The sequence below is a fragment of the Streptomyces sp. CBMA123 genome, from assembly GCF_014596465.1.
Taxonomy (GTDB): Bacteria; Actinomycetota; Actinomycetes; order Streptomycetales; family Streptomycetaceae; genus Kitasatospora.
Genome location: NZ_MECK01000001.1, coordinates 241,628 through 265,907, shown reverse-complemented (window position 1 = coordinate 265,907; position 24,280 = coordinate 241,628). Strand labels below are relative to the sequence as shown.

25 protein-coding genes are annotated in these 24,280 nt (G+C 70.5%); 12 read left to right on the top strand and 13 right to left on the bottom strand.

The window, feature by feature from the left end; all coding sequences use genetic code 11:
* Nucleotides 1–6: 6 nt before the first annotated feature.
* The 3 genes from xerC to BG452_RS01265 form a co-directional block, all read right to left on the bottom strand.
* Nucleotides 7–1,251, bottom strand: a complete 1,245-nt coding sequence (xerC, locus tag BG452_RS01275; RefSeq protein ID WP_188302212.1) for a tyrosine recombinase XerC — start codon at nt 1,249–1,251, stop codon at nt 7–9.
* The gene (locus tag BG452_RS48005) at nt 1,251–1,529 is read right to left on the bottom strand and encodes a helix-turn-helix domain-containing protein (protein ID WP_188302211.1); all 279 of its coding nucleotides are present in this window, start codon (nt 1,527–1,529) and stop codon (nt 1,251–1,253) included. Before BG452_RS48005 ends, xerC begins: the two co-directional genes overlap by 1 nt.
* 167 nt (nt 1,530–1,696) lie before the next feature.
* Nucleotides 1,697–2,347: a helix-turn-helix domain-containing protein gene (locus BG452_RS01265; RefSeq protein ID WP_188302210.1), complete on the bottom strand. Its 651-nt coding sequence runs from the start codon at nt 2,345–2,347 to the stop codon at nt 1,697–1,699.
* Between the two features lie 49 nt (nt 2,348–2,396).
* Here BG452_RS01265 and BG452_RS01260 point away from each other — a divergent pair, with 49 nt between their 5' ends.
* Entirely contained in the window at nt 2,397–2,681 is a 285-nt protein-coding gene (locus BG452_RS01260) for a hypothetical protein (protein WP_188302209.1), read from the top strand.
* 99 nt (nt 2,682–2,780) lie between these two features.
* Nucleotides 2,781–3,578 (top strand): class I SAM-dependent methyltransferase, encoded by a 798-nt coding sequence (locus BG452_RS01255; RefSeq protein ID WP_188302208.1) that lies wholly within the window; start codon nt 2,781–2,783, stop codon nt 3,576–3,578.
* A 7-nt stretch (nt 3,579–3,585) separates the two neighbouring features.
* Here the strand turns inward: BG452_RS01255 and BG452_RS01250 are convergent, their stop codons facing one another.
* Entirely contained in the window at nt 3,586–4,314 is a 729-nt protein-coding gene (locus BG452_RS01250; RefSeq protein ID WP_188302207.1) for a phytanoyl-CoA dioxygenase family protein, read from the bottom strand.
* 183 nt (nt 4,315–4,497) lie between these two features.
* Here BG452_RS01250 and BG452_RS01245 point away from each other — a divergent pair, with 183 nt between their 5' ends.
* Nucleotides 4,498–5,721 carry an IS4 family transposase gene (locus BG452_RS01245; RefSeq protein ID WP_188302206.1) on the top strand — a complete coding sequence of 408 codons (1,224 nt, stop codon included), beginning with the start codon at nt 4,498–4,500 and terminating at the stop codon, nt 5,719–5,721.
* A gap of 193 nt (nt 5,722–5,914) precedes the next feature.
* Here the strand turns inward: BG452_RS01245 and BG452_RS01240 are convergent, their stop codons facing one another.
* The 7 genes from BG452_RS01240 to BG452_RS01210 all read right to left on the bottom strand — a co-directional run bounded on the left by BG452_RS01240 (nt 5,915) and on the right by BG452_RS01210 (nt 13,314).
* Nucleotides 5,915–6,787 (bottom strand): hypothetical protein, encoded by an 873-nt coding sequence (locus BG452_RS01240; protein WP_188302205.1) that lies wholly within the window; start codon nt 6,785–6,787, stop codon nt 5,915–5,917.
* 119 nt (nt 6,788–6,906) lie between these two features.
* Nucleotides 6,907–9,540 (bottom strand): hypothetical protein, encoded by a 2,634-nt coding sequence (locus BG452_RS01235; RefSeq protein ID WP_188302204.1) that lies wholly within the window; start codon nt 9,538–9,540, stop codon nt 6,907–6,909.
* 82 nt (nt 9,541–9,622) lie between these two features.
* Nucleotides 9,623–10,441: a hypothetical protein gene (locus BG452_RS01230; RefSeq protein ID WP_188302203.1), complete on the bottom strand. Its 819-nt coding sequence runs from the start codon at nt 10,439–10,441 to the stop codon at nt 9,623–9,625.
* Between the two features lie 146 nt (nt 10,442–10,587).
* On the bottom strand, nt 10,588–11,361 hold the full coding sequence (locus BG452_RS01225) for a hypothetical protein (RefSeq protein ID WP_188302202.1): 774 nt from the start codon (nt 11,359–11,361) through the stop codon (nt 10,588–10,590).
* Complete coding sequence (locus BG452_RS47560) at nt 11,358–12,332, bottom strand: NUDIX domain-containing protein (RefSeq protein WP_188302201.1); 975 nt, start codon at nt 12,330–12,332, stop codon at nt 11,358–11,360. The genes BG452_RS01225 and BG452_RS47560 overlap by 4 nt, the downstream gene beginning before the upstream one ends.
* A gap of 77 nt (nt 12,333–12,409) precedes the next feature.
* A complete protein-coding gene (locus tag BG452_RS01215) occupies nt 12,410–13,060 on the bottom strand; it encodes a 2'-5' RNA ligase family protein (protein WP_188302200.1) in 651 nt (216 codons plus the stop codon).
* A gap of 2 nt (nt 13,061–13,062) precedes the next feature.
* A complete protein-coding gene (locus BG452_RS01210) occupies nt 13,063–13,314 on the bottom strand; it encodes a hypothetical protein (RefSeq protein WP_188302199.1) in 252 nt (83 codons plus the stop codon).
* A gap of 749 nt (nt 13,315–14,063) precedes the next feature.
* Here BG452_RS01210 and BG452_RS01205 point away from each other — a divergent pair.
* On the top strand, nt 14,064–14,627 hold the full coding sequence (locus BG452_RS01205) for a kinase (RefSeq protein ID WP_188302198.1): 564 nt from the start codon (nt 14,064–14,066) through the stop codon (nt 14,625–14,627).
* A 142-nt stretch (nt 14,628–14,769) separates the two neighbouring features.
* On the opposite strand, the gene BG452_RS01200 is transcribed toward BG452_RS01205, so the two are convergent.
* Entirely contained in the window at nt 14,770–15,000 is a 231-nt protein-coding gene (locus BG452_RS01200; RefSeq protein WP_188302197.1) for a DUF397 domain-containing protein, read from the bottom strand.
* Complete coding sequence (locus BG452_RS01195; protein WP_188302196.1) at nt 14,997–15,869, bottom strand: helix-turn-helix domain-containing protein; 873 nt, start codon at nt 15,867–15,869, stop codon at nt 14,997–14,999. The genes BG452_RS01200 and BG452_RS01195 overlap by 4 nt, the downstream gene beginning before the upstream one ends.
* A gap of 194 nt (nt 15,870–16,063) precedes the next feature.
* Here BG452_RS01195 and BG452_RS01190 point away from each other — a divergent pair, with 194 nt between their 5' ends.
* The 8 genes from BG452_RS01190 to BG452_RS01155 all read left to right on the top strand — a co-directional run bounded on the left by BG452_RS01190 (nt 16,064) and on the right by BG452_RS01155 (nt 24,270).
* Nucleotides 16,064–16,498 (top strand): ATP-binding protein, encoded by a 435-nt coding sequence (locus tag BG452_RS01190; RefSeq protein ID WP_188302195.1) that lies wholly within the window; start codon nt 16,064–16,066, stop codon nt 16,496–16,498.
* A 76-nt stretch (nt 16,499–16,574) separates the two neighbouring features.
* On the top strand, nt 16,575–17,039 hold the full coding sequence (locus BG452_RS01185) for a GNAT family N-acetyltransferase (protein WP_188302194.1): 465 nt from the start codon (nt 16,575–16,577) through the stop codon (nt 17,037–17,039).
* A 212-nt stretch (nt 17,040–17,251) separates the two neighbouring features.
* Entirely contained in the window at nt 17,252–18,673 is a 1,422-nt protein-coding gene (locus tag BG452_RS01180; protein ID WP_317620846.1) for a protoporphyrinogen/coproporphyrinogen oxidase, read from the top strand.
* Nucleotides 18,663–19,139 carry a hypothetical protein gene (locus tag BG452_RS01175; RefSeq protein WP_188302193.1) on the top strand — a complete coding sequence of 159 codons (477 nt, stop codon included), beginning with the start codon at nt 18,663–18,665 and terminating at the stop codon, nt 19,137–19,139. Before BG452_RS01180 ends, BG452_RS01175 begins: the two co-directional genes overlap by 11 nt.
* A complete protein-coding gene (locus BG452_RS01170; protein WP_188302192.1) occupies nt 19,136–20,518 on the top strand; it encodes a glycosyltransferase in 1,383 nt (460 codons plus the stop codon). The genes BG452_RS01175 and BG452_RS01170 overlap by 4 nt, the downstream gene beginning before the upstream one ends.
* Before the next feature lie 21 nt (nt 20,519–20,539).
* On the top strand, nt 20,540–22,894 hold the full coding sequence (locus BG452_RS01165) for a pyridoxal phosphate-dependent decarboxylase family protein (protein ID WP_188302191.1): 2,355 nt from the start codon (nt 20,540–20,542) through the stop codon (nt 22,892–22,894).
* Nucleotides 22,891–23,760 carry a phosphotransferase family protein gene (locus BG452_RS01160; protein WP_188302190.1) on the top strand — a complete coding sequence of 290 codons (870 nt, stop codon included), beginning with the start codon at nt 22,891–22,893 and terminating at the stop codon, nt 23,758–23,760. Before BG452_RS01165 ends, BG452_RS01160 begins: the two co-directional genes overlap by 4 nt.
* 3 nt (nt 23,761–23,763) lie before the next feature.
* Nucleotides 23,764–24,270 (top strand): NUDIX domain-containing protein, encoded by a 507-nt coding sequence (locus BG452_RS01155; RefSeq protein WP_188302189.1) that lies wholly within the window; start codon nt 23,764–23,766, stop codon nt 24,268–24,270.
* The last annotated feature ends 10 nt before the right edge of the window (nt 24,271–24,280 follow it).

The window sequence follows — 24,280 nt, the reverse complement described above, 5'->3', positions numbered from 1 at the left end:
GGACGGTCAGGAGGTCAGCGCGAGTTCCCGGATCTGCTCGACCTCGACCTTGGGGCCGGGGAGGCCGCGGGAGGCGTTGATGTAGGCGGTGAGCTGGGCGCCAGCGCGTTCGATGGAGCGCAGGTCGGGGTGGAGGTACCGCTGGGTCGTGGTCAGTTGGCCGTGTCCGGCGATTCGCATGAGGACATGGGGCGGGACGCCGGCGTCGGCGAACCAGGTGAGAGCGGTGTGGCGGAGGTCGTGGCGGCGCAGGTACTCGTAGCCAAGCCGGACGACGACGTCATCCCAATGGGTGGCGTCGCGCAACACCGCGGTGGTGATCCGGCCGCCGAGAGGGCCGGTGAACAGCCTGGCGTCGGAGCGGTTGCCCACCCGGGAGATCCGCCAGGCGATGTTGGGACGCAGCTCCGGGATGATCGGGACGAGGCGGGAACGCTTGCCCTTGGTGCCCTTGTCGATCAGTCCGCCAGGGGCGGTGGTGGTCTGTCGGCAGACCCGCCAAATCCACTTGTCGGTGTCGATGTCGCCCGCGCGAACGCCGGAGACCTCGCCGATGCGGGCGCCGGTGCCGCCGGCGAAGCGTACGACGTCGCCCCAGCCGTCGTACTGGTTGTACGAAGCGGCCACCAGGGCGTCGGCGAGGCGGTCGAGGGTGTCCCAGTCGCGCAGGGCGAGACCGCGGGGGTCGTGTTCCTCGTCTTCGGCGGTCTTGATCAGCTTCTGCCAGCCGTTCAGGCGGGCGGGGTTGATCTCGATGATGCCGTCGCGGATGGCCTGCTCCATGACCCTGACCCACACTGCGATGGTGTTCTTGAGGGTGGAGACGCCCGCGCCGTCGGCGATCCAGGAGTTGAGGGCGCGGTCGGCGATGCCGGCAGTGATGCCGACGACCTCAAGGTGGCCAACGGTGGGTTTGACGCGAAGGCGCCAGCCTGCCATGTAAGGGGCGTGGGTCTTGAGTTCGAGACCGCGCATTGCCAAGTCCATCACGGAGTCGCCGTACTCCCCGAGCGAGGTGGTGGCGAGATCGACGCTGACGCCTCGGCCAGCCGCCTTCATGATGCGGTCCAGCCAGTCCTGCGCGGAGTCCTCGGTCGGGAACATGGTGGACCGCGAAAGGCGCTTGCGACTGTCGGTCGGGTCGGTCCAACGAACCCTGGCACGGTACGGGTTGGGGTTGCCGGCCCGGTACTCGATGTCGGTGCGGAGCTTGACGCCGACCGGGGCGTCGATACGCTCGGGCGCCGTCATCAGGCCGCCACCTTCGGAAGTACGAGGCAGCTGGCCAGGTAGTCGGCGAGGTCCTGGTGCCGGTACCCGATCCGGCCTCCGACCCTGACGTAGGCCGGCCCCGTGCCCTCGCGTCGCCAGCGACGCAGAGTGGCGGGGCTGACCTTGAGTATCGCGGCGGCCTCGTCGGCGGTGTGCAGGAGTGCGGGAGCGTCCGAGGACGAGCAGACACAGCCCTGGGCGGATGGGAGGGATGGGGGAAGCGCACTGCGTGCGGCCCGTGTCCGGGCATACGGCATGATGGGGCAAGCCCTCTCTGGTCGATGGCCAAGGGGTGGCTGGGTCTCCGGGACGGGCGGAAGCTGGCAGGCGAAAGCCGTCTCGGAGACCGTCGGGTGTGACGTAGAGCAGGGAGTCCAGGGGGCGCGGTGGCGATCAGCATCGCGTCCCGAACGGGGAGTTGGATTCAGTCCAGCGACGGATTGCTGGGGGCGTCGACGAACTCAAGAGCGGCCGGCAGCGGTGGCGGCTGGAGCCCGTCGGCTCGCATCTGCTCTCGGACGGCCTTGAGCCGGGTGCAGTCCTCGTGGGCCATGCGCTCGAGTTCGTCCGCCTGCCGGGCCAGCTGCTCGTAGCGGGCCGATCCGAGGACCTGGCGTGCCTGGAGGCGGCGGCTGTGGGCTTCGCGGGTGGAGATCAGCGCGGTGCGGACATCGACGTCGTGTTCGCGGAAGACTGCGAGTACAGCTCGTGCCGAACCCGCCGGCGGTGCTTCACCGAGGTAGTCCTCGCCAGTGACCCATGCCGCTGCCTCCCAGACGGACAGGGGCACCTCGGGTAGGAGATCGACGTCGGTCTGGCCCTCCAGTGGGATGAGCAGCGCCACGAGTGGCAGATCGAGGGCGTGGGCGAGAACGAGGGCCTCCTCCACCTTGAGTGAGTCCCGCTGCCCCTTTTCGATCTTGGTGATGGTGTTCGCGGCGATCGGTACACCTCGTGCCGCGCACGCTGCCGAGAGGTCGCTGGTTGTCATGCCGCGCTGGACTCGATGCGTCTTGACTGTTTGGGCGATCCGCGCCGTCAGCGCAGCCGGCCACTGCTCCTTGGAATCTGTCACAAGGGAAGAATACATGAGCCATCTTCTTCGTCCAGGGCAGATGTGATAGATGTTTCTCGCACAGAGAACATCGCTTGGGAGGGAAGTTGCCGTGAACGCAGTCCGGACTGCCCGGTCGGGAAAGTACTCGCCGGAAGCTCTCGCTGCCCTCCCGCCGGCGATTCCGCTGTCGATGGCCAACGAGCTGCTCTCGCTCGGCCGGACGGTCGGATACCGCATGGTCAGGGAGGGTCGCTACCCAGTCACCGTCGTGGAGGTTGGCGGCAGCTACCGCGTGATTACCGCAGACCTCCTCCACTTCCTGCGCCCGCGTACATCGCGGAATGCGGCGTAGATGCCAGGAGGAGGACCCTTCGGCCGCCGCTCCGTTCCAAGGGGCGGAGCTCGACCGATGCGGCCTGGGCGGCGGTGGCAGGATGGCGGCGTGGCGGATATGAGTAATGAGCCAGCCGAGCTGTTCGACGGCACCGCGCCGTACTACGCGGCCTACCGGCCAGGCTACGACGAGCGGATGTTCACCCATGTCGCCGAGCGCCTCGGCCTCGACGGAACCGGGTGGGCACTGGACCTGGGCACCGGCACTGGAGCGGTGGCCCTCCCGCTGGCCCGCATGGTGAACTCGGTGATCGCCATCGATCCGCAACCGGGCATGCTCGCCGAGGCCCGAGTGCTCGCCGCCGCGGGCAGCGTCACCAACATCGAATGGCGCCTGGGCGAGGCGGCGCAACTGGCCAGCATGGACCTGCCGCCGCTCCGGCTGGTGACCGTAGGAGCCGCTTTCCACTGGATGGACCGCGCCGCCGTCGCCCAGGACCTGGATGCCCTCATCGACGACGAAGGGGCGATCGTGCTGGCCTCCGGTGGCGCTCCGGGCGACATCGCCCCGTCGCCCTGGTCGGACACGATTCGGGAAGTCCGGGTCCGGTACCTCGGCCCGGAGCGCCGGGCCGGGCGCGGCACCTACACCCACCCGGCCGAGCGCCACCAGGACGTGCTGGCCCGTTCCCCGTTCTCCCGAATCGAGACCGCGCACTGGGACCGGACGATCGCCCGAACCGCGGACGAGGTGGCTGGCCTGCAGCTCTCCTACAGCTACAGCAGCCCGCGCCAACTCGGCCCAGACGTGAAGGCGTTCGTGAACGACGTCCGCGACGCTCTGCTGGCCTTCGACCCGGCGGGTACCTTCGAGCAGAGGATCCGCACGGAGGTGATCATCGCCCGCCGTCCGTGACGGAGCCTCACGTCTGATCCGGCAGCGCGAACTCCAACAGCGGGTCCGTCACAACCTCGCGCCAGCGTTCGCGGTGGCCGACGGCGCGCAGCCGGAAGTACACGGTCTCGCGGCGCTCGTCGTCGGCGGTGCCGAAATGGCCGCCGATGTTGTGGGCGAGGAGGTAGTGGACGAGGACCAGGCTTCCGGCCGTGCCGGTCACCTGGAGCGGGGTGGGCAGGTCCACGGGCGGGTAGGGCGTGGCGTCGCGCAGTGCGTCCGCGCCGTGGTGGCGCAGCCACGCTGCCGTGCTCAGGTGTGTGCCTGGCCAGACCCAGAGGTTGCCGCGGTCGCGCTGGCGCTGGTCAGTGAGGAGGAGGCCGGCCAGGACGGTGAACGTGCCGGGGCGGCCGTCGTCCTCGGTGGGGGTGAGGCCGTCGATGTGAGGGGCACCGGGGTGGTGCAGGTGTGGAGGCAGGGTGAGCGCCAGCTGTGCGACCTCCGGGGCCGGCAAGGTGAGGTCGGAGCGCAGGAACGCGCGGACGGCGTCGCCGATGCCGCTTTCCTCGTAGAGGGCGCGCAGGTCGGCGTGGTCGGCGAGGGCCGGCCACAGGAAGTACGGGCCGGTTCGGCCGAGCTCGGGCGGCTGGGCCGTAACGTGCCGCGCGAGCGCCGAACGCCAGTGGCTCACCTGCTCGGCGGTGAGGACATCGGGCACAACGCAGTAGCCGTCACGGTGAAAGCTGCTGACAGCCAAGGGAGTTGTCGTCTCCATTTGGCCATGGAACCGTTAGCCGACCCGAGCAGGCAACGGAATTTCCACTGTCCGCCCGGGGGGCCAATGAGACGAGCCCCACCGGGTCGGGCAGAAGACCTGACGCCGGCATCCGGCTAACCCCAATGCCAGTGACTTTGTGGCCCGTGTCTCGTTGGGTGTGGTGTGGCGAGGGTGGGGCAGGTCAAGACACCTGCGAGTGAGCGGATATCGGACCGGATCGCGATCGGGGTGCTGACCCAGGCGTTTCCGCCGGGGCTGGTCGATGAGGTGATCGCCGAGACCGGGCGGGGTGAGAAACGCAGCCGTCTGCTGCCGGCACGGGTGGTCGTGTACTTCGTGCTGGCGATGTGCCTGTTCTTCGGACAGGGCTACGAGGAGGTCGCCCGGCTGCTGGGTGAGGGGCTCGGGGACGGACGACGGTCGTGGCGGGTGCCCACGACCGCCGCGATCGGCCGGGCCCGCCGACGACTGGGCCCGGAGCCCTTGCGGCTGCTGTTCGCGCGGGTGTGCCGCCCGCTGGCGGTGCCCGGGACAGTGGGTGCCTGGTACCGGCGCTGGCAACTGGTCGCGGTGGACGGCACCACGATGGACCTGGCCGACACCGAGGCCAACGACGAGTTCTTCGGCCGCCCGGGCTCAGGCCGTGGGAGCGGCGCGTTCCCGCAGGCCAGGCTGGTCGCTCTGGCGGAGTGCGGCACCCACACCGTGTTCGGCGCCGCGTTGGGGCCGCTGTCGGTCAGCGAGCAGACCCTGTCCCGGCAACTGTTCACCCACCTGCGGGCGGGGATGCTGCTGCTGGCCGACCGCGGCTTCTACGGGTTCGAGCTGTGGCAGCAGGCGCGGGCCACCGGCGCGGACCTGCTGTGGCGGGTCAAGAAGAACGCGGCGCTGCCGGTCATGCGGGTGCTCGACGACGGCTCCTACCTCAGCACGGTCCACGCCGAACCGGACCGCAAGACCCGCCGCAACCCCGTGACCGTCCGGGTCATCGAGTACACCCTGGCCCGCACCGGCGACGCGACCGTCTACCGCCTGATCACCACCCTCCTCGACCCGAAGGAGGCACCGGCCGCCGAACTCGCGGCACTCTACGCCCAGCGCTGGGAGATCGAGACCACCCTGGACGAGATCAAGACCCACCAGCGCGGCCCCAAACTCGTCCTGCGCTCCAAGTACCCCTGGGGAGTCGAGCAGGAGGTCTACGGCCTCCTGCTCGTCCACTACGCGATCCGACAGCTGATGCACCAGACAGCCCTGCACGAGGGCATCGACCCCGACCGGCTGTCCTTCACCCGCAGCCTGCGTGTCGTACGCCGCCAAGTACCCGCCCAGGCGGGACTTTCCCCCCGGCAGACTCGCCCGCGCACTCATCCGCACCCTGGCTGAGATCGCCGAACGCCTGCTGCCCGAACGCCGCCAACGGACCTGCCCCCGCGTCATCAAACGCAAGATGTCCAACTGGCCCCTCAAACGCGCCCGACACCGCAACTGGCCACCACCACAACCGGCAACAGTCACGATCACCCAGCCAGCAACAACCTAAAGTCACCGGCATTGCGGCTAACCCTGAGCTCGCCGACTACTTGCCGTTGCGCTTCTTCTTCGGCTGACGCTTGGGCTGGACCCGCTTGCCGACCGGGCGCACCATGGGCGCCTTCGGCTTTTCGACCGTGGCCACGGCGGCCTGCAGGATGGTCACGAGCTTGGCCTTGAGCGCCTGGGCCTGTTCGGGGGTGGTGGCGTCGGCGGGGGTCTCCAGCAGGTGGGTTTTGAGGACGGCCAGCATGTCCCACTCCCAGGGGCCGCGGTCACGGGGGCCAGGGATCAGCCGGACATAGTCCTCGTCGTACAAGGTGGCGAGCAGAGCAAGCGCGTCAGCGTCGCTGACGTCGTTGACCTGCTCGCGCTCCGGCGCGCCGGTGGCCACGCTCTCTGCGCGGCGGACCTCCTTCAACAGGGCCAGCCGCAGGTTCTGCTGCATCGCCACTCGCCCGCCCGCGCCGCCAGCAATCCACGCCGCCGCTGCCGCGGCGATGACGTAATCCACCGGCCCGACTTCATCGCCGCCGGAGAGGTCCAGCGGCTCCCTGCCGGAAGGGAAGGCCGCCAGCTTCTGCAGGGCGGCGTCGCGGAACTCCGCGGGCGCGAACGACTCGATCAGCGGCCGAGCGCCTTCCACCACCGCCTCGTTGAGGAGGGGGCCGTGCTCTTCGATAGCCGTGAAGCCGTTGTTGACGACGCGCAGCGCCTCGGTGACCGCGAACTTGTAGCGCGGCATTGGATACGGCGTGCGCCCCGGATCGTCGTCCCAGGTGCCGATCCGGTCCACCAGCGCGGCGAAGGTGTCCGGCTCCTCGTCGACCAGGGCGATGACGCCGCGCAGCGCCATGCCGCTCATCCGGCCCATCCGCTCAACCAGCGGACGGGGCAGCTGGCTCATTAGATCGTTCACCGAGTTTCCCTCCCGTAGCCTTCGGTGGCGCCGTGATGTCCGGCCGAGCTGCTGGGAGCTGACGACCTCGGAGAACGGCGTCCGGCGGGCCAGGTTGGGGCCAACGCCGAAGCCTGACCCTATCGCGCCGTCGGATCGGCGGCCGGGCCGTGAGGCGTGGCAGGCGGGGCGCCGGGCCGGCTGCGTCCGTCCGTGTGGCTAGCGAGCTGGCCGGTGTTGATCTCTGCCGCGTCGTCGAGGTCGTCGAGGTCGACGACGTATGCGGCGGGGGGCACCGCGATCTGCAAGGTCTCGCGGTCCAGCCTCCAGACGGGGCGCTGGATGAAGCCGGCGCGACCCTCGTACGGGCCGGCCGTGACGCGGATGCGCTGACGCTCGGTGAAACCGTCCTCCAGGACTGCGTGGACGGCGGCTGCGGCGCGAGGGACGCACGCCCTGATGATCGGGTCGGGTCGGCCGCTGCGGTGGCTGTCCCGTGCGTCGGGCACGGAATCGGGTCTGCGAGCGGGGCCGTCGTGAGGTCCGGCCGCAGGCGGGTCCTGGGGGCGGTTCAGCCGGTCCCACCGCCGGGCGATGGGGTCGGCTCTCCTCTGGTCGGGCGACCTGAAGCTGAGTCGTGGGATCACGTCGTGGCCGGTGTCCTGGAGCGTTTGCTCCACCAGGTCGATGACGTGCTGGTCGTCCTGGAGGTGGAACAGCACGGTCCACCACGACACTTCGGCAACCGGCTGTCGTGCGCGTAGGTGGAGGGCATAGAGGGTCATCGCGATGACGTCCCGGACCGCGGCAACGTCCGATCCCTCGTGGTGGGGAGCGGCGAGGGTGGTGGCCCGGCGAACGGCCTCGCGCCACTGCAGCATCCTCTGGCGGGCGGCCCACGGGTCAAGGGATGCGGTTGGCGGGTTGGGCTGCACGGCGGTGGTGATGGCGCCCAGGGTGGCCCAGTCGCAGACCGGGTTCGCCATGAGGTCAGCCAACCGGTGCACCTCCGGCGCGCCGACTGGGCTCAGCTCCAGTCGGTCCTGGAGGTCGTCGAGTTCTGCGTCGGTCAGCGCCACGCGGACGACGCTGCGGCGGGCCGAGATGAGCTGGCTGTCGTTGCGGAACGCGCTCCCGCGCAGGCGATCGGAGTCGAGGAAGAGGTTGAGCCCTTCCACGAGGAACGACCAGGCGCGGTCAGTGTTGCCTCCGCCGGCGCGCATGTTGTTGATGATGGTGGGAAGGCGCAGGAACTCGCGCGTTTTCCCCCGTGCGGCGGCGGGGCTGGGGAGGAGGACGACCTCGGTGTCCGTCCACGGCTCCCGTGGGTGGTAGACGACCACGCTCAGCAGGCCCGGGTGGGCAAGGACGGTCTCCTCGCTGCGAGAGCGGTCCTCGTGCCGGAGGCGGACGCGCAGGGCCCACCAAGAGATCGGCTCACTGGCGTCCTCCTCGCGGCACGCCCACTCCAACCGGGCTTCCTCCAGCACCGTGCCGGCCGTCAGCTGTTCCAGGTACCAGCCGCTGAACGCTGCGGAGCGCGCGATGAGAAGTGGCACCTTGCGATGCCCGGCGGCCCGTTGGTGTCCTCGGCCGATCCGTCTCAGCGCGGCCTCGATCGCCCCGGTGATCGTGGGCGCGACGGCGACGCGGTGGGTCCGGGCCCAGGAGGGTGCGTCTTCGGGGGCCGGCGTGCGTCCGGGGGCGGCTGCGAGGGTCAGGCGCGCAGGGTGATGGAGGGCGTCGGCCGGCTGGTCGGGCGCGAGCCGAGGCGGGGAGGAACGGTCGTCAGGTTCGACGGCGATGATCTCGTCAGCCCAGCCGGCCACCCAGGCAACCCACTGTTCTTCCTCGGCGCTGAGCGCCTGGCCGTGCCGCGGCCGGGCCAGCAGGACGACCATGCGTCCACCGCCCTGCCACCGTCGAAGGTGTTCCACGGCGTCGTCGTGCCAGTCTGCCGACGAACCGGCGGTGGCCAGAAGCACGGCGGCAGCCCACTCGGTAGGCAGCGGTTCGCCCGCGTGGACGACGACGAACCGGCGGTCCCACTCGGGCAGCCTTTCGATGTCGCCGGGGGCGACGTCGGCACTCTCGTGGCGGTCGTCGAAGTCGACCCGGAAGACCGCGGGGGCGTCGGTGCAGGTGCCCTGCTCGTCGTCGGCACCCCAAGCGATTGCGCGGAGGCGGCCGGTCCGTCCGGCATGCATGCCGCCGGTGACCTCGACGTGAGCCTGCAGGCTCAACGCTCCGCTGGCGGGCAGGAGAACCTGGTCGACTTGTGTGGTCAGCTCGCGCACGGCATGCTCGAAGACGGTCATCCCGCTCGACCGGTACCTGCCGTACACGTCCTCGGTGACCATGTCGGACGGCAGGGTGTCCTCCAGCGGCACGCCGTGCCGGGCGTTCAGCGCGTACCAGAGCCTCCAGACCGTCCCCTCCACGGGGGGCGGGCCGGTGAACGGGCCGTAGTCCTGGCCGTGCTCGACCAGCCGCGCCTGCGCCAGCTCAGCCAGGCCGGTCTCGACCGGCCTGGTCCAGTCCTCCTCACGTGCTGGGCCGGGCAGCAGTTCGGCGAGGTCTCGGTGCAGGCGCTGCGGATCGGCCAGGCGGTAACGGACGGACCGCAGGGACACCTGATCCATGGCGCCGCCGTCCTGAGCCACGATCAGGTAGTAGATCAGAGCGAGGACATCTCGGACGTCGCGATCTAGGCGCTGGAACTCGCGGGCCTTGGCCCGGGCGTCCTCCCACCTTCGCCCACTATTGCTGACCATGCGTCGATCCTAGGCGGTGCGCCGCCAAGGGCCGACCGACCACCTGTGGGGCAACGGACGGTGCGGCAGGTCACGGCCGGCGTCAGTAATCGACCTCGCCTGTGGCGCCCGCGGTCAGTACGACGTGGACGCTGCCGAGCGCCCCTCGAGCGTCATCGAGCACGGGCGGCATGCCGGACCAGGTCTTCCCGGGCTCCAGGTCGTCCATGATCAGTCGGGCGGCCGGTCGCAGCGCGGCGGCGCAGTCCGACAGGAACTGCCCGAGACGGCCATCGGTCGTCCTGCCCTGTTCCTCCAGCGCCTGGAGGTTTTCATGGACCCACTGGAGGTGGTCCTCGTCGGTCCGCTTCTGCTTCACCAGGGCCTCTAGTGCCTCGGGGCTCCAGTACGCCTGGCAGCCGGCCTGCGTCAGCAGGTCGGAGGCCACGGAGCACTCGTGGTCGCTGAACTGCCACTCCCGGCGGTTGAGGGCGCGGGAGGCGTCGGCGACGTACGGGTGGACGGCCTGCTGGAGCGGTGTAGGTGGTGTGGCGTCGTGGTCCGCCCGCATCCGCCGCAACGGCATGTCGGGACCGGGATTCGATGTGAGGGCCAGGCGCACGAGCTTCCGCAGTAGGTCCTCGGGTTCGAGGCAGGGCAGCCGGGGCGTCCAGGAGTGAGCGCACACACAGGTCAGCCGGGCGGGGCCGCCCCAGACCCCGGAGACGGTCAGGCCGCGGTCGGCCATACACACAGGGCAGCAGACGTCCAGCTCGGGCGTCCCGTCCGGCGGTGGCGGGGTGCGGAGCCAGAACACCCCGCCGAACCGGTTGCCGTAGTCCGCGCGACGGTGGCAGATCTCCAGCGTCAGCTGGCCAGCCCCGTCGTGGCCGATGTGGCTCGTGGTGAAATTCCAGGTCACGCCGTCCTACCTTTGGCTCGATCGGATAAGGCCACCGTGCTTCGGGGTTGTCCGCCGTGGTGCGAGGGTAGCTGACGGTGAATCGGACGCTGGGCCGTTGCGGCCTGCAAACTGGGGTGGTGGCGGGAGGACGGTTCCGGTGCCCATCACACCGGACCTTGGGGGCGGACCGGGGCGTGAGCGTCGACGGCATCCAGCAGGATGTGCAACGGCTGGTTGCCGCCCGCGAGGTGCGGTGCTTGTTCGGCGAGGAGGCGGTCCAGCTGCTCGTTATGGAAGCGGATGGCCGCGCTGATGCCCGCGCGGGTGTAGGGGATGGGGGCTGCGGCCAGGCGCTCCGCCCAGGTGTCCCAGACGGTGCCACCGTGGCGGTGGTGGGTCGTCCCGCTCTGGCGGTCACGCAAGATCATCGCTGCGACGAGTAGGTGACGTGCGAGCTGGAGGGCGAGGTGGGAGCCGATCAGAACGTCACCTCGGGCGGCCTTGACGGCGGCCAGGACCCCGTCGAAGCGGAACGCTTCGACCAGCTCTGCCAGCGGATCCGCCGCCGGTGCAGCCGCACCCGGATCACGGGAGTTGCTGTTGGCGAGGACGGTGACGTCGATGCGGCGCAGGTCGACGAGCACCAAGCGCAGCCCGTAGCCGTTGGCGGTGGCCTCTCGGCTGGCGGTGAACAGCGGCCCGAGCCGGGACAGCGCCGAGCCGGCGAACTCCTTGGCCACCTGGGCGGGGTGGTGGTCCGTGGTCAGGACCAGGTCGAGGTCGGACCACAGATCCACGTCGCTGCCGTCCGCGCTGGCCGAGCCGTGGACCCGCAGGTCGCGGATGCGCGGATCGCGCGCGGCGATCTCCCTGAGCGTCTTCGCGGCTGGCTGCTGCCAGCCCGGCTCGGGCAGTCCGTGGTGCGGTGTCCCGGTCACGGCAGCTGCACCGGCGGCAACTGGGGTTGGGCGAGCAGGATCGCCGCGAGACTACCCGCTTCCCGGATCCCGCCGGCGTGGGCCAGCCGAACCGCCTCCGCGGCGGGCACCCAGCGCATCGTCATCCCCGCCTCGGTGGGCTCCCGGTCGATCCGCCCTCGGACGAGGTCGGTGGCGAGCAGAAGGTGGGTGGTGGTGCGGGCCGTGCCCGGCAGCGGGTCGATGCGGCCGAGCACCTCAAGCCGTCCGGGCCGCCAGCCGGTCTCCTGCTCCAGCTCGCGCCCCGCTGCTACCTGCACGCCCTCGCCCTTCTCGACGCCACCGCCGGGGAGGTGGAGGACCGGGTGGACGGGTTGCAGATAGAAGTGGTCCTCCAACAGAGCGACTTCGCCGAGCGCGTTCAGCGCCACGATCCGCACTGTGTCGGCGACCTCGATGTACTCGTAGAAGTCCTCCTGCCCGTCGGGCCGGCGGACATCGTCGCGGCGTACGGTCAGGTACGGGCCCTGGTGGATCACCCGGCTGTCCAGGGTCGCCCAACCCCTGGGCACGGGCCCGGTCGAGCTGGAGCGGGCGAACGCGTCCAGGGCCAACCAGGCCATCTCCAAGGCCGGTTTCGCCTCGTCGAAGGCGGTGACGAGTTGGGCGTACAACGGCCACTGCCTCTCACCCTCGCCCACCGCGGCAGACCCCTGCTGCGCGCGCCAGCGCTCCAGCTCGCCGCCCAGGTCGAGCACGGGGCCAAGGCCGTCGCGGGCCCGGTCGACCACGGCGGCGACGCCGACGGGAAGCCCGTTGGCGGGGATGGCGGCCAGCGCTTGGCTGATGACGGTCGCGTCGTGCGCGACCTGCCCGGGGACGGCGGCCACCGGCGTCCGGGGCGCCAGCGGCGGGCGGGTGGTCAGCTCCACGCAGGCGTCCCAGGCGCGTTGCCGGGCCTCGTTGCTGCTGTCCGTGCTCACGGTCTCCACGGACTCCCTCCGTGTCGTCGGTCGGCTCCCGGTACGTTACCGGTGCCCCACCGCGGCGTGCGGGGCACCGGAGACGTTCACACCGCGTTGTCGAGCGGCAGCTCGGCCACCAACTCCCACGACAGCTCCCACGCGGTCTGCCCGTTCGGCCGGGAGTGCTGCCGGAACTGCACGTCAAGCAGCTGCACTCCGCTGACGTGGACAGGAGCGTGGCTGGGTGAGATCCGCCGCAGAGCGGTCTGCAACTCGTCCGAAGACGCCGTGGCCCAGGAGTAGCCGAGCGAGATGTGCGGCCGGCCGCCGTCGTGCAGTAGCGCGCCCGGCCCGCGGACCTCGCGGATGGCAGCGCGGACGCGCTCCCGCAGGTCGAGCAGGCCGTCGTCCGGCGACAGGTCCAGGAACGCCCCGACGCGGTTGGCCACCGGGGAGCCGGCCGTGATCTCCAACGGGCCGGCGTCCGCGAGGTGCTTGCGCAGGGCGCCAAGAAGAGCGCCGCGTTCCTCGGCCGTGATCTTGTCGGCGGTGGTGTCGGCCACCATCTCCAGCGTGCAGTGCAGCGTGCCGTCGCCGATCGGGGTGATCGGGAAGGGCAGCATCGCCTTGCGGCACTCGCCGACCAGCCGCGCCAGCTGGTGATCAACCTGCAGGTTCGGAACCGCGTACACGTGCAGTACGCGGGCGCCGTCCGGCCACGGCGAGCGCTGGAACTTGGGGACGAACTTCTCCACGATCACTTCTCCGTCTCGTAGGTGCCGCCGCCCGCACCGCGCGGTGCGGGGGCTTGCGGCTGGTGGGACCGGCCGAGGTACAGCTGGTGGACGCGCTCGAACGTGTAGGCGTTTTGGTCGGGGACCTGGCGCTCCCACGCCAGCCACACGCTGGAGACGGTGGCGCTGGTGCGGATGGCCGGTCGGATTCGGCGGCCGAGGTCGGAGGCGAGCCGGTCGGAACGGGCGGCCAACTCTGGCGTGTCGGTGTCCACCAGTAACGGTGGAGTCGGGAGTCGGGTATTGGAACTCTCGGAATGAGCCTCTGCCGGCCATGCTTGGCAGTCTGCCGTTGCTTCCGCCTTGGCGTTCGGCGTTCGCTCGACCTCGTCGATATTCGGCGGGTCTACGCGTCGGGAGCGGTGTCACTGATCACGGTGATGGCGCCGCCGGGCGGCTGTCCGCAGCAGCCCCCGTTCGGATCAGCGAGTCAGCGGGCCTTGCCTGGCCCGATTTAATGTCAGCGATCAAGGCTGAGCATGCGTATGGTCATGAACCTCCCAATAGGGAAAGGAGGTTCACCCGAGATGGGGTTGTTTAAGGACACGCCGCCTAGCGAGCACGCGGAGTTCACGCAACTGCGGTTCATGGCGGCCGGATCACCGTCATGGTGGAAGCAGAACCGGCACAAGGTCCTGGCGATCGCAGGTCTCCTCGCCGGCCTTTGGCTCGCCGGACACCACGACTCGACCCCCAAGACGTGCACCCCAGCCAGCACCTCCACCAGCGCGCGCTGATGCCAGTAGGAGGCCCGGCCCCACGATCCACACGGACACGGGGCCGGGTCTTCGGCCTGTCTCACCTCTTGGGCGTGGTGGGCCAGGTGTTCATCACGTCGCCTGTGCGGCGCTGCAGGACGTGCAGCTGCGGGTGCGGGACGACGACCGGTCAGAACCGGGGAGTGGTGTCGAGGATACCGACATGGTGCGCCACGATCGCCCGGTCCGGGCGTCCGCTCCACGGGATGGATCCGAGTGCCGGGTACCCTGACTCGGTGTTGGTGGGATCTGACAAGACGCGTCTGCTTGTTCTTCGTGGGAACTGCGGGTCGGGCAAGTCCACGGTGGCAAAGGAGCTCCGAGCCAGATACGGGCGGGGCATCGCAGTCGTGGGACAGGACAACATCCGGTGCACCATCCTCGATGACCACGACCTCCTCGACGCCCCCAACATCGGGCTCATTGACGCCGTCGCCCGCTATTCCCTCGACCACGGCTACCACGTGATCATCGAGGGCATCCTGTACGCCGACCACTACGGCCCCATGCTCCGAGATCTGGCCGCCGACCACCGTGGCAGCAGCTCATTCTTCTACCTCGACGTCCCTTTTCCCGAGACCGTGCGCCGGCACCAGAGCCGCAGCGAGCACACCGAGTTCGGCGAGAAGGAGATGCGCAAGTGGTTCCGGCCTGGAGACCTCCTCCCCGAAGTGGCTGAGGAGATCATCAACCACACGAGCACGCTGGATGCCACCGTGGGACGTCTTCTCATCGCCGCTGGCTTGGGCAGCTGTGCCCGTCGGCCCTGACTCCGAGTCCTCGGGCAGGCGTGTCCGCGGACGGGTACTCGGCCCGGCGGCAGCGGCAGCATCCCGCACGCGACGGAGCCTATCGGCCTGGCGCGGGACCATATCTGGTCGGCGTGCCAGGCCGATGGAACCTGGATGTGGATCAACGGCGTCGCAGTTCACCACGCATGATCCCGGCGATGAAGGCGTCATATTCCGCGTCGTCGAAGAGGTGCGGGGGTTTGTGGGGGTTCTTGGAATCGCGCAGGGCGACGAAGCCATGGTCGATGAAGGCCACCTCGACGCACGTGGTCCCGCCGCTGCTGGCGCTCTGCCACTGGGCGTTGGCGAGCTGGCTCTCGACCCAGACCGGGTCGAGGTCGTTCTTGTTCATGACATTTCCTTGGCGAGCGTGGTGAGGAAGGGCAGGGACGCCTTCGGCGAGAGGGCGTCAGACTTCAAGAGATCACTGGTCGTACGGTAGATCTCGACCGTCTCCGGCCGGTTGAGGTGCAAGGACGTGCGCATCGACTCGATGCACACGATGTCGCGCCCGGCGGGAAAGGACATGAGCATGAACGGGCCGTCCATGCCTGCGTGCGCGCCCGCCGTGTAGGGCAGGACCTGGATGGTGATGTTCGGGCTGGTGCGGGCCAGCTCGGCGAGGTGCTCTATCTGGGCGCGCATGACGCTGCGGTCGCCGACCTCCTGGCGGAGTAGGCCTTCGGTGAGGACGGCCCATATTTTCAGCGGGGGCGTGCGCTCGAGCATGTCCCTCTGGTGCTTCTCGCGCACGGTCATGAAACCGTCGATGTCGCTGGTGGTCTTCCAAGCCCGGCTCCCCTCGATGACGGCCCGCGCGTAGTCGGGGGTCTGAAGGAGGCCATGGACGGCCAGGGGGTTGAAGGTGAACAGGCTGTTGGCGGTCTCGATCTGGGAGAGGTAATCGCCGAGCGGGTCGTCGACGATGCCCTCGTACTGCTGCCACCAGTCGGGCTCGCCGGCCTTGCGTACCAGGTCCCGCAGTTCCTGACGCATGGCCTCGTCGTTGACGCCGAACACCTCGAAGAAGTGAGGCAGCTGCTGGATGGTCACCCCTTGGGTGCCCTTCTCGATCTTGCTGACTGTTGACAGTGCCCGGTATCCGAGGCGGGTGGCCGCCTCCTCCTGGGTCCATCCCAGCTCCTCGCGCAGACGCCTCAGCTCGGAACCCAGACGCCGGCGACGCGGTGTTGGCTCGACAGACATGACCACCTCCTTCATCGTCAGAAATCGTAGCGCTCAGGCCAGTTCTGGCATACGCCAGATGCCGGGCGGGAAAGATTTTCCTGTCCGATGGTATTGCCCAGCGACGCTGCGGAGGTCCATCATCGGAAGCTCCACACGCGGAGGGTGCTCCGGCACGTACGGAGCGCTACCTCGTTCGCTGTGCTTCACCCTGCCGATCGGAGGGGCCGATGCCTGCCATGGCGGTCCGCGCAATCCCGCAGTACCGGATGGTGCTGCCCGATGTTCGTCCTGAGGCGATGAGCCCTGTGCGTGAGATCGTCCGCGCGCATCTGCGGCTGTGGCGCAAGAGTGAGCTGAGCGATCTCGCGGTCTTGGGAGTGACCGAACTGCTGACCAACGTCCTGAAGCACGCCCCGGGAGACTGCGAGCTGATGATGCGCGAGACGCCGGACGGGGTCTTCGTCGGTGTCACCGACTACGCGGACAGCCTGCCGACGGTGCGGGAGCCGTCGGACGGCCAGACCGGTGGCTGGGGGCTGTTCCTGCTGGCTGACGTCGCCGCCGAATTGGACGTGAAGCCTCTGCCGCACGGAAAGCAGATCTGGTTCCGGCTCGGTGAGCCGGGTGCCGACGGCCGCAGAACGAGTGTCTCCGCGCGCTGATCGCTTCCCCCGCTCGGAGGCCCGGCTCGCAGCACGACCTCGATCACCGCCCCTTCGTCGACCAGGAGCCACGTAGATGCAGATCGTGACCGCCGTCCGTGCAGACATCCCGGCCTGGATGTCGCTCGCCGCCGAAGTCGAGGACCTGTTCGGTCCGCTGGTCGACGACCCGGGGTTCCAGGCCGCGCTGATGCGCAACATCGAACGCGGCACCGCTATGTGTGTGCGTGCGGCAGAAGGACGTCCCGGATCGGCGCTCGCCGGCGGCCTGCTGTTCTCCTCCCGTCACCCGCACTACGAGATCACCTGGCTGGCCGTCGAAGGAAAGTCCAGGGGGCAGGGCATGGGCCGGCTCCTGGTGGACTCCGCCCTGCGGGCCTTCACCTCACCCCCGTGCACGGTCGACGTGACGACCTTTGGGCCGGACCACCCCGGCTCCGGCGCCCGCCTCTTCTACGAGGAACTCGGCTTCCAGCCGACCGGGCAATTCTTCGAAGGCGGCTCGCGCCAGGTGTACCGGCTGCAGCTGCCGCGCACCTGAGTCCGATGCCGTAACGGTGCGGCAGTGCTCCCGGGGCCGGGTACACGCCAAGCCAGTACGGCCAAGGTCTGGCGCCCGGCTGGGTGGCCGAGACCCGGGGTCGGCATGCACCAAGACCATCACACCGTGTCATTGACGTATCGCGATCCGCTGATCCTGCGGGTGGACGGCACAGGCCGGCCCGGCAGAGTCCGCGGTTTGGGGAGGGTGTCGTGAGCAACACCAGATCTCGAGAACGTTCCGCATTACCCGTAGTGATCCTCGGCGGTGGTCCCTGCGGACTGGCGTGCGCGTACGAGTTCCAGCGGCTGGGCCACCGCGACTGGCTGCTGCTGGAGGCCGCCCCCGGAGTCGGCGGCCTGGGCTCCTCCGTGATCGACGAGGCCGGATTCACCTGGGACCTGGGCGGTCACGTCGTGTTCTCGAAGCTGCGGAGCTTCGACGAGCTGATGGCCGAGCTGTTCGCGCCGCAGGAGCTGCTGCACCACGACCGCTCCTCGTTCATCCGGCACGGCGAGCACTGGGTGCCGTACCCGTTCCAGCAGCACCTGCACCACCTGCCCGCAGCGCGGGCCCGAGAGTGCCTGGACGACCTCACCGCCGCCCAAGCCGACGGCCCCGCCGCGGCGGAGGCCGATTTCGCCTCCTGGCTGGAGGGGACCTACGGGCCCGGCCTGGTGGAGGAGTTCTTCTCCCCGTACAACCGCAAGATCTGGGCCACCGACCTGGCCGAGATGTCCGCCTCGTGGATCGCCGAGCGGATCGCCCCCTGCGACACGGACGCGCTTCGGCGCGCACTGGACGCCGGTCCCTCGCTCGTCCAACCGTGGGGCCCGAACGCCAAGTTCGCGTTCCCTGCCTCGGGTGGGACCGGCGCTATCTGGCGACGGCTCGCCGCCCGGCTGGACGGAGATGTCCGCACCGGCAAGGCCGTGGTCCACATCGACCCGGCCTCCCACACCCTGCTGACAGCCGACGGCACCCGAATCTCCTACGGACAGCTGGTCGCCACCGGGGGGCTCGACAGGCTGATCGCGATGACCGCCGGCGCACCCGAGGACGTGCGGCAGGCGGCGAGCGCCCTGCGCCACACCACCGTGGCCATGGTCGGCCTCGGCTACCGCTCCCCGACGACCGACCAGCGCTCGTGGCTCTACTTCCCGGGCAGCGAAGCGCCGTTCTACCGCGCGACGAACTTCTCCGCCTACGCGCCGGCCAACGTCCCGGGCGCCGATCCTGGTCGGTACTCGGCCTGGATGACGGAGACGTCCCTGCCCGCGGGCAGCCTGCTGGACCGGACGGGCCTGGTCGAGAAGTGCGACGCGGCCCTTCGCCGCTGCGGCCTGGTTCCCGAGGCGGCGGAGCGCGTCAGCGGGCACGTGGAACTCATCCCGTACGCGTACCCCGTGCCGACGGTCGGCAGGGACGCGGCGCTCGCGCTGATCCAGCCGTGGCTGGAGGAGCACCGGATCTACTCCCGCGGCCGGTTCGGCACCTGGCGCTACGAGATCGGCAACATGGACCACGCCGTCACCATGGGGCAGGACATCGCCCGACGGATCGTCAACGGCACGCCCGAGCGGATCTACACCGCACCCGCCCGCGCCACCGCAGGGGTTGGCCGTGCCCGGTGAACTCGTTCTGGACGCCCACACCGTGACCGGGCGCCTGCTGGTGGGCGCCGCGCCGGACAGCGCCGCCGCCGTCGGCGAGCTCCTCGCCCTGGGCGTCACTCACGTGCTGGACTGCCGGACTCCGCGCCCGGCGCCTCCGCCGGCCGCCACCTGCCGCGACCTGGTGTGGCACTCGGCGCCCACTGAGGACGACGGGGCCTCGCGCGGCGCCGCCTGGTATGCCGCCTGCCTGGCCTTCGCCGAGGTTGCCCTGCGCGAGGAGGGGGCCCGGCTGTACTGCCACTGCGCGGCCGGGGTCAACCGCTCCCCGGCCGCGGCCTACGCGATCCTGCGCGGGCAGGGCTGGGCACCAGCCACCGCACGGTCCCGCATTCTGACCCGCCGCCCGGAAGCACGCCCGCGCTATTTCGAGGACGCCGATCGGTGCCTGCGCGAACTGGGCATCGCAGAACAGGAGACATCGTGATCCGTGTCAGCCGACTGCTCGTCGCCGCCTACACCGCCCGATCCGCATACGTCACCGCGTCCATGGCCCTGTCCTGGCGCTCGATGCGGGCCGAGGCCGCCCGCGCCGAGCACACGCCAGCCGACCATGCACCCGCCCTGACCGTGGTCGTCCCCGCGCTGCGCGAGCAGACGGTGATGCCGCGCTCGCTCGCGCGCTTCGCCGATCTGGCCGCAGGGTGGCCCCAGTTGCGGGTCCTGGTCGTCACCGCCGCGCGGGAGGCCGCCGAGACCCCCGACGGGCAGCAGACCACCGAGGAACTGTGCCGGGACCTGGCGAAAACGCACAACGACCTGCTGGGACGCCAGGCGTTCCACGTCGTGTCCTACCCCGGCCAGGGACGGCGGGCTTCCCAGCTCAACCACGCCGTCGCCGCGCTGGACAAGCTGTTCCCGCCGACCGGGGACGACTACATCGCGGTCTTCGACGCCGACGCGGTCCCCGACGCGCGCCTGCGCGCCCACTTCGCCCAGGCCGCGACCGAGCGGCCCGCGATGATCCAGCAGCCGATGCTCCCCGCGTTCCCCGCCGGCTCCGGCGGTCGGCGCTCGGCCGTGATGTCCGGCCAGGACCTGGCGGCCTTCCGCCGCACCGTCGGCATCGAGTACCGCCGGATCAAGGTGGCTCGCTGGTGCGCGCCCGGCCGAGGCCCAGGCCTGGCCGCCGCCCTGGCGCGGCCGATGGTCTACGGGGTGGGCTCCGGACTGATCGTGCGCCGAGACAAGATCGAGGACATCGGGTTCTTCCAGGAACCGCACGACGACCTCGCTGTCGGCCACCGCCTGAGCATGGCCGGCGAGCCGATCGCCGTGCTGCCCTCGGTCAACATCGTCGAGCCGTACCAGAGCGTGGCGAGCATGGCCCGCGCGTTCAGCAGCGTGGCCTTCGCCAACGCCGCCACCCGCCACGACTACCGCTTCGCCGCCGCCCGGCCCACCCGCCTCTCGCGCACCGAACAGCGGCTGCTGGCCGCCCGCGCCCTGGCCGACGGCGCCGCCTGGGCGCTCGGGCCGGTCGTCATGACCGCCGCCGCCGCCCATCTGGCGGCCAGGCGCGAACACCGGCGGCTGGCCGCAGCCGCTCTACTCGCCGGGATCATCGAGCCGGTCGTCGCCTACCGACTGCGCGGCCGAGTCCTGGAGGACTTCCGATCACCAGGCAAGGCCGACAGCGCCTGGCAGCAGCCCGCACCCGCCCCGGCCGTCGCCACCAGCGTGCTGCAGCCCGCGGTCAGCGCGCTCGGCCCGTGGCTGCTGGCCCTTCGCGCGACTGTCGCCCGACTCACCGGCCGCGACCTGCGCTTCACCAAGACCGAGCACCTGGGCGAGATCGCCCACTGAGCTGTGAGGAGGACCCCTTCCATGGGCGATCTCGACACCGGCTGGGCCGTGCCCACCGGCTTCCCCGAAACCGGCTGGACCCCCGAGTCCATCGACGATCACCTCGCGCAGGCCCGCGCCGAGATACCGGCCTGGGACGACCCCCAGCAGACCCGGCTCGGCTTCGCCATGGCCGCCCCGCACCCGCAGGCGGTGCGCACGCTGGGCGACTGGTCGGCGCTCAACACCAACAACGTCGGCGTCCACACCCGCTTCGGCGAGGGCAAAGCCGGCACCCGCCGCCTGGAGAAGGAAGCCCTGGCCGCCCTCGCCGGCCTCTACCGAGCCGGAGCCCTGGACGGGCACCTGACCAGCGGCGCCAGCGAGGCCACCCTCGCCGCCCTGCGCATCGCCCGCAACCTGCTGCGAACCGCAGGCCACCGGGTGCGCGTGATCACCTCGGACCTGTGCCACGCCTCGGTCGCCAAGGCCGCCGAGATCCTCGACCTGGAACTCGTGCGCCTGCCCGCCGGACCCGCCTGGACCCTGACCCTCGACCAGGTCCGCCGGGCCGCCGACGACGCCATCACCGAAGGCGTCACCGGCATCATCGTGGTCGCGACCGCCGGGTACTACAACAGCGGCTTCGCCGACCCCATCGACGCCATCGCCGCCCACCTTCGCGACCTCGCCTTCCAGCACCCCGACCACGTCCGGTTCTTCCTACACGTGGACGCCGCCCACGGCGGCTTCGTCTTCCCGTTCACCGACCCCGACCTGCCTTTCGACTTCCGCAACCCCGGCGTGCACTCCATGGCCGTCGACCCGCACAAGGCCGGCCTGATGCCGTACGCCTGCGGCGCCCTCCTCCTGCGGAAGGGACTGCTCGAGCACGTCACCCGCATCGACCCGCACACCCGCATCCCGGACGAGACCGTCCTCGGCTCACGCCCCGGCGCCACCGCGGCAGCCCTGTGGGCCACCCTGCACGCCCTGGGCCGCACCGGCTACACCACCATTGCCGCCCGCTCCCTGGAGCGCCGCGACCAGCTCGCCGCCGCGATCCGCGCCGCCGACCCCGATGCCGTACTCGTGCCCGCCCCGAACGCGCCTGTCGTCTCGGCAGCCTTCAGCCACCCGGGTGGGCAACTGCCGGCCGAACTGTGCGAGCGCTACCGGCTCGTCCCCCTCACCCTGCCCGACCCCGACGAAGACGGTGAGCGGCGCCTCTTCTACCACTTCTACGCCTCCGCCTCTCTGACGGACCCGCAGATCACCGCCTTCGCCGCCCGCCTGGCCGAGGCCACCGCGGCGGCCCGCACGACGGGTCCCGCAGACGGGACGGGCCGGAGCATCACCTCCGATGTGGTCGCCGACACCCGCACCCACACCGACTGCTTCCGTCACTTCGTCGTCCACCCCGAAGGCCGGCGCGACCCTCAGGTTCCGGGGTACTCCTTCCACACCTTCACCCAACGCAGGGCCACGGACGAGCAGATCCAGGACGCGCCCGTCGGCCGGGCGCGGGCCGGCGGCCCCCTGTGGGTCTACGCCCCCGACCTGAAGGACCCGTTCGCCAACGAGCTCTTCGGGGTCCGCACCGACCACTACTTCCTCGAGGTCCTCGACCGTCACCAGCAGCAGCTGTCCCTGGTCGGCGCGATCCACGCCACGATCCTGCTGCCCGGCACCTTGCGCGTCCTGCTGAACTTCGAGCCCGACGGGACGTTCCGCTCCGCCGAGTACAAGGCCCTGGGCGAGCACGGCGCCGACGAACTGCAGGTCTTCCCCGACGCGATCACCGCCAAGATCGGCAAGCACGCGGCAGGGTTCCGCCGCCCCCGCAGCGACGACTACTCCTTCTCCATCGACACCTCCGCCGAGATCACCGTCCGCCTCACCGACGGCGACGGCCCGCCCACGGTGGTCACCGCCCGGCACAACGCCGATGTGCTGCTGCCGCGCCGCCCGCACCTGCGCCGCGAGCAGTTCCGCCGCTTCCCCAACCGGTTCTTCGACACCGAGGTGGACATCGAGGCCGGCCGGGCCTGGACCGGTGCCGCCTACCTTCCCGAACTCCTCGCCCCCACCCCCATCGGCACGGTGCTGGCGGCCCGCTCCGCCACCGCCGGACTGTGCACCGTCGACGGCCGCCTCACCGACACCGGCCTGCACCTGGCTCTCACCCCGCTGGCCGAGCCCCGCACCGACGCCCTCGAACTGGCCGCCCCCTGGAACCTCGGCCGGCGACTGCGCGAGAACCTGCCCCGGCTGGACGTCCAGGACCCGGCCCGGCTCGGCATCGAGCAGGTCGTCGACTTCGCCGAGAGCGTCCACGAGGTGTTCACTCGCGAGGGGCTGCCCGCCGACCTCGCCATCGCGGGAGCCCGCCAGTGACCACACCCGTCCTCGACCACGCCGCCGCCAGCCGTCTCATCCCCGGCACCGGCACCCTCAGCGCCCGGCCGCTGCCCCAGGGCCGCTTCAACACCTGCTGGCGCCTGGACGGCTCCGGCCGCTCCTACCTCCTCAAGCTCAACCACCGCGAGGGCGAACCGCACCTTCGGCGTATGGCCGACGCCATGACCGACGCCGCGGCGCGCGGCGTCGCCGTCCCGCGCGTCCTCGATGTCGGCCACGACCGGGACCTCGGCCCCTACCTGCTCCAGGAGTGGATCGAGGGCCGGACGTTCGCCGAAGCCCGCGGGGCCGGCGGCATCGACCCGAGCGTGTGGCCCGTCCTCGGCCGGCAGATCGCCCTCCTGCACACCGAGCCGATCCCCGGCGCGACGGCGACCCCGGCTTCGCGAACCCGCCAGCTGTCCGACCTCCTCGCCCGCCTCGGGCGGCACCAGCTGGTCCCAGACGACCTCCAAGAGGCGGCCCGCCGGCGCGGCACGCTGCTGGCCGAACAGCTATGCGACCACCCGGTGGTGAATACCCATCAGGATATTCACCCCGATAACATCCTCATCCGACCAGGCGGCCGGATCGCCCTGCTCGACTTCGACCACGCCACCGCGGCGGAGGACGCCAGCGACTTCGTCAAGATCGACCGCTGGTGCCTCACCTCATCCGAGGACCGCCGAACGCTGCTGGACGCCTACTGGCAGCAGCGCGCCCAGCCGGCCGACTCGAGGTTCGAGCAGCGCCTCGCCTTCCACCGCCTGGTCATCCACCTCTCGTACTTCCTGTACTGGCACGGCCGCGACCCCACTCAGATCCCCGGGTGTGTCAAAGCCCTGCGAGACGAACTGGAGTGAGCCATGACCGCAACCGAGTCCACCACCACCCCGGCCCCCGCACCGGTCGCCGGCCCCGGCGTCCAGGTCGTCGCAGCCCTGCTGCGGCGCGGCGACCAGATCGTCCTCGTCCAGGAACAGCGCGACGGCCAGGAGATGTGGTCCATCCCCGGCGGCGGGGTCGAGCGCGGCGAACTCCTCGGTGAGGCTCTCATCCGCGAGGTCCTCGAAGAGACCGGCCTGCGCCTGGCGACGGTCGGTCCGCTGGCCTACCTCGTCAACACCACGACCACCCGCTACCCCTCCACCGTGGTCTTCACCTTCGACTGCGCCGACTGGGACGGGGAGATCGCTGTCCACGACCCGGACGGCAAGGTCACCGGAGCCGTCCTGCTGCCGCTGGACGAAGCCAGGAAGGTCCTGGCCTCCTCCACCGCCTCCCGCCCCGAGATCGAACCGCTGCTGGACTACCTCGACGGCTCCGCTGCCGGCCGTGTGTGGTCCTACCGCGACGACCAGCCCGCCGACTGACCGCGCCCGG